This window comes from Okeania sp. SIO2B9 (genome assembly GCF_010672505.1).
Classification (GTDB): Bacteria; Cyanobacteriota; Cyanobacteriia; order Cyanobacteriales; family Microcoleaceae; genus Okeania; species Okeania hirsuta.
The window spans coordinates 1-4,299 of record NZ_JAAHGK010000641.1; the positions used below are offsets into that span (position 1 = coordinate 1).

4 protein-coding genes are annotated in these 4,299 nt (G+C 36.5%); 1 reads left to right on the forward strand and 3 read right to left on the reverse strand.

Going from position 1 to position 4,299, the window contains the following annotated elements; all coding sequences use genetic code 11:
- Window positions 1-665: 665 nt before the first annotated feature.
- Both glyA and F6K13_RS20675 read right to left on the reverse strand, forming a co-directional pair.
- Entirely contained in the window at window positions 666-1,943 is a 1,278-nt protein-coding gene (gene glyA / locus F6K13_RS20670) for a serine hydroxymethyltransferase (protein WP_124143250.1), read from the reverse strand.
- A 113-nt stretch (window positions 1,944-2,056) separates the two neighbouring features.
- The gene (locus F6K13_RS20675) at window positions 2,057-2,254 is read right to left on the reverse strand and encodes a nitroreductase family protein (protein ID WP_240038770.1); all 198 of its coding nucleotides are present in this window, start codon (window positions 2,252-2,254) and stop codon (window positions 2,057-2,059) included.
- Between the two features lie 157 nt (window positions 2,255-2,411).
- Between F6K13_RS20675 and F6K13_RS20680 the strand changes: the two genes are divergently transcribed.
- Window positions 2,412-3,650, forward strand: a complete 1,239-nt coding sequence (locus F6K13_RS20680; protein WP_240038769.1) for a transposase — start codon at window positions 2,412-2,414, stop codon at window positions 3,648-3,650.
- A 147-nt stretch (window positions 3,651-3,797) separates the two neighbouring features.
- Here F6K13_RS20680 and F6K13_RS20685 read toward each other — a convergent pair.
- On the reverse strand, window positions 3,798-4,299 hold a 502-nt coding region (locus F6K13_RS20685), incomplete at its 5' end, for an ATP-binding cassette domain-containing protein (protein WP_287288220.1).

Here is a 4,299-nt window from a genome sequence, read left to right on the forward strand (position 1 = left end):
TTATATAGTGGGCTTAAACTATAGTGCTACTGTAAATATATAGCAATGAGCGCTGGTATATTTACAAATTGCAGGAAAGGCCAAATAGCTAAAAGTCTTATATTATCAGCAATTTATTCCCCCAGATGAGCTGTTGCCTGTTGCCTGCGCACAGCGCTATAGTATTTTATGCCGATAAATTAGTCTTTATCTATAATGGTAGAGACATTGTATTGAACGCCTCTACTAATGAATATTGCAATATACAGGTTGGGGATTAAATCTAGTATTTTAATTTGCTAGTAGCTCAAGACTAGAAATCAATCCCAAATTGGAAGTTACCGATTTACGATACTTATGTAGGGCTTGCTGATTAAATCTAAAAGCATTGACATATAAAGACAAGTGCCTTTTTGGGGTCGAATTGCAGTGCACCTATTTCAGTCTAAAACGCTCAAAAAGCTAGTATTTTAGGCGCATAGTTGGGCAGAACAATCTTGGGACAAAACTTAGCTCCTACCTCCTGACTCATTCCCATTTCTCCTGTCTCCTGTCTCCTGTCTCCTGTCTCCTACCCCAGCAAAAAGACTTTCCATAAGCAAACCCTATGTATAGTCACTAAAACTATAGTGCTATACATAAAACCTCAACTTCGGAAAAATCCTCAATTGTCCATCCAAAATTATTTAGACTAGACTGGGAACCTTAGCCATGAGATGAGGATAGAGAGGAAAGCGATCGCACAATGATGCTACCCTATCTCGACACATTTGAGCTACCCCTTCATCTTCTGGATTGAGTAACCGTTCCGCAATAATATTGCCTATTTCAGTAAATTCAGGAGCTTTCATACCTCTTGTGGTCATTGCTGGAGAACCTAGTCGGAGGCCGCTGGTGACAAAAGGAGACTGTGGGTCAAAAGGTACAGTATTTTTATTCGTAGTAATATTAACTCCACTCATCAATTTATCTGCCTTTTTCCCTGTCATACTTACTGACCTTAGATCCACCAACATAACGTGATTTTCCGTACCACCAGAAACTATTTTTAATCCGCGTTCTTGCAGTTGAGTTGCTAAGGCACTAGCATTTTCAATCACTTGGCCGGAATAAGCTTTAAATTCTGTCTTGAGAGCTTCTCCAAATGCTACTGCTTTAGCTGCAATAACGTGTTCTAACGGACCCCCTTGAGTTCCGGGAAATACTGACTTGTCCAGTTTTTTTCCTAATTCTGGGTCGCGGGTCAGGATTAAACCGCCTCGTGGTCCCCTTAAGGTTTTGTGGGTAGTAGTTGTGACTACATCACAGTGGGGGACTGGGTTAGGATGATGACCCGTTGCTACTAAACCTGCAATATGAGCAATGTCTGCTAATAAATAAGCTCCAACTTCATCAGCGATCGCCCGAAATTTCTCAAAATCAATTATTTGAGAATAGGCGGAGTAACCACAAATTAGTAGTTTAGGTTTATGTTGCTTTGCCAGTTCGAGAACTTGGTCATAATCTATGGTTTCTGTTTCCTGACTGACACCATAATGATGAACATTGAACCATTTACCAGAAACATTAACTGGGGAACCGTGGGTCAAATGTCCGCCGTGGGATAAGTCCATTCCCATAATTGTGTCCCCTGGTTTTAACAAGGTAAGGAATACGGCAAAGTTAGCTTGGGCACCTGCATGGGGTTGTACATTGGCATGGGCAGCACCAAATAATTGTTTGGCACGGTCTATAGCTATTTGCTCAATTTCATCTATAAATTCACAGCCACCGTAGTAACGTTTACCTGGGAGACCTTCGGCATATTTGTTGGTGAGTACGGAACCTTGGGCGGCCATTACTGCTGCTGAGGTAAAGTTTTCACTGGCAATTAGTTCTAGGTGGTCTTGTTGCCGTCCATATTCTTTTTGAATTAGTTCGGCGACTAGGGGGTCAGTATCAGCTAGAAAGTTAGCGTTAATCATGTTGTATATTTTTTGGGCTACATTAAAAGTATATGCCCCATACCGGAACTTAGGTTTTCAGTATGGGGCGGAGGAATTTAGTTTAAACTAGCAGAGTGATAATTAATTTTCTTTTAGAATTTATTTTCAATCACTAACTCACTCAATGGTAATTGTCCTGGTTTTGGCCAAGGACCTTTAACTTTTTTGCCAATGGCTACCATAGGACCCATTACATAATCTTCAGGTAAATTAATTAATTCTGCTACTTTTTGAATATCAAAACTAATCATTGGGCAGGAATCATAACCCATGGTTTTTGCTGCTAACATTAAGGTATTATTTAATTTCAATCAAGATCTAGACATTTACGGACAATTATGTTACTGCATTCATACTTGAGGATACATTCTATTTCTCTTAGTGTGAGAATGTATAGACGATCTAGGGCGACAAATAAAAGCACAGAAACAGGACTCAGGAGTTGCCATGCTGAAACTGATTGAAAAACATATAATTAAGCCTAACCATTGTAACTATAAAGAAATCGATAAGTTATGCTTTTTATCAAAGAATTTATTTAATGCAGTTAATTATATTGTTAGACAAGAATTTATCTTCAACCAGAAGTATTTAAACTCAGCTCAAACTTATCATTTAATTAAAGAGTCTGTTGACTATAAAGCAATACCTAGAAAAGTAAGTTGTCAAATAATTAGATTAGTAGATAGGTGCTGGAGTTCGTTTTTTGCCTCCCTCAAAGACTACTCAGAAAACCCTCATAAATATCTAGGCAAACCAAATTTACCAAGATATAAAGATAAGCTAAAAGGTCGGTGTGTGACGATTTATCCAGCTCAAGCGATTAGTAAAAGAGGTTTAAAGAAGGGATTCTTAGAACCTTCAGGAACAAATATATCAATCCCAACAAAAATTCAAGGAAAAGTCAATGAAATTAGATTAGTACCTCGTAATGGTTATTATATATTCGAGGCAGTTTATGAAGTAGAATCAGGAATACCAATAGATAATAATCGAGTGGCAGCAATTGATTTAGGGTTATCAAATTTAGCAACAGTTTCCTCAAATGTGAAGGAATTTCAACCATTTATAATCAATGGTAAACCTTTAAAATCAATTAATCAATATTATAATAAAAAGAGAGGAGAATTACAGAGTAAATTACAAAAACAAGGGGTCGAATGTTTCAATTCAAATAAAATCAATAAATTAACAAGAAAACGTAATTTAAAAGTAGAGACATATTTACATCAAGCAAGTAGAAAAATAATTAATAATCTTCGAGAAAACAAGATTGGGACATTAGTAATAGGGAATAATCAAAAATGGAAACAAGAGATTAATATAGGGAAAAGAAATAACCAAAATTTTGTTCAAATTCCTCATCATAAATTTATAGAACAATTGACGTATAAAGCTGAATTAGTAGGCATAAAAGTAATTATCAACGAAGAAAGTTATACATCAAAAGCTAGCTTTCTTGATCTTGATAATATCCCCAATTATCAAAAGGGAGTAAAACATAAATTTAGTGGTCAAAGAATAAAAAGAGGATTATATAAATCGAAAAATGGCTTGTTGATTAATCCTGACCTCAACGGTAGTTACAACATACTACGAAAAGCAGTTCCAAATGCTTATGCTGATGGAATAGAGGGATTAGGAGTAGTTCCATTCAGGGTAACACCTGGAAAAGTGAGTTGGTAGATAGATGAATATTTGTCTATAAACTTACAAACTCTGCATTGCCATACCTATTGAACGTTGAGCTTCATCTCGTAGTAGCTAGCACTAACTCCTTCTCCACAAAAAATTACCGAGCTAGCTGATAGCTAATAGCTGAAAGCTGAATGCTTACGATAGTAACGGCGCTGCATTTAACAATGTCTGAGTGTAAGGATGTTGAGGATAATTAAATATTTCTTCTGTTTTCCCTTCCTCAACAATTTTTCCACTATTCATAACAGCAATTCTGTCACAAATAAATCTAGCTACCCATAGATCATGAGTAATAAATAAATAAGTTAAATTTAATTGTTTCTTCAATTCCAACATCAATTCCAAAACTTGAGTTTGAATAGTAGCGTCTAACATACTCACAGGTTCATCACAAATAATCAGTTTTGGATTAGTAATCAAAGCTCTAGCAATAGCTACCCTTTGTTGTTGTCCTCCAGATAATTCTGAGGGGTATCTTTTGCCATATTCTGCTACTGGAGTCAAACCTACCTTTTCTAACATTTGCTCCACTTGAATTTTAGCTTTCTCTACACTAGCCAAATTATGAATAAATAGAGGGTCAGCTATTATCTGGTCAACAGTCATCATCGGGTTAAGACAAGCAAGGGGGTCTTGA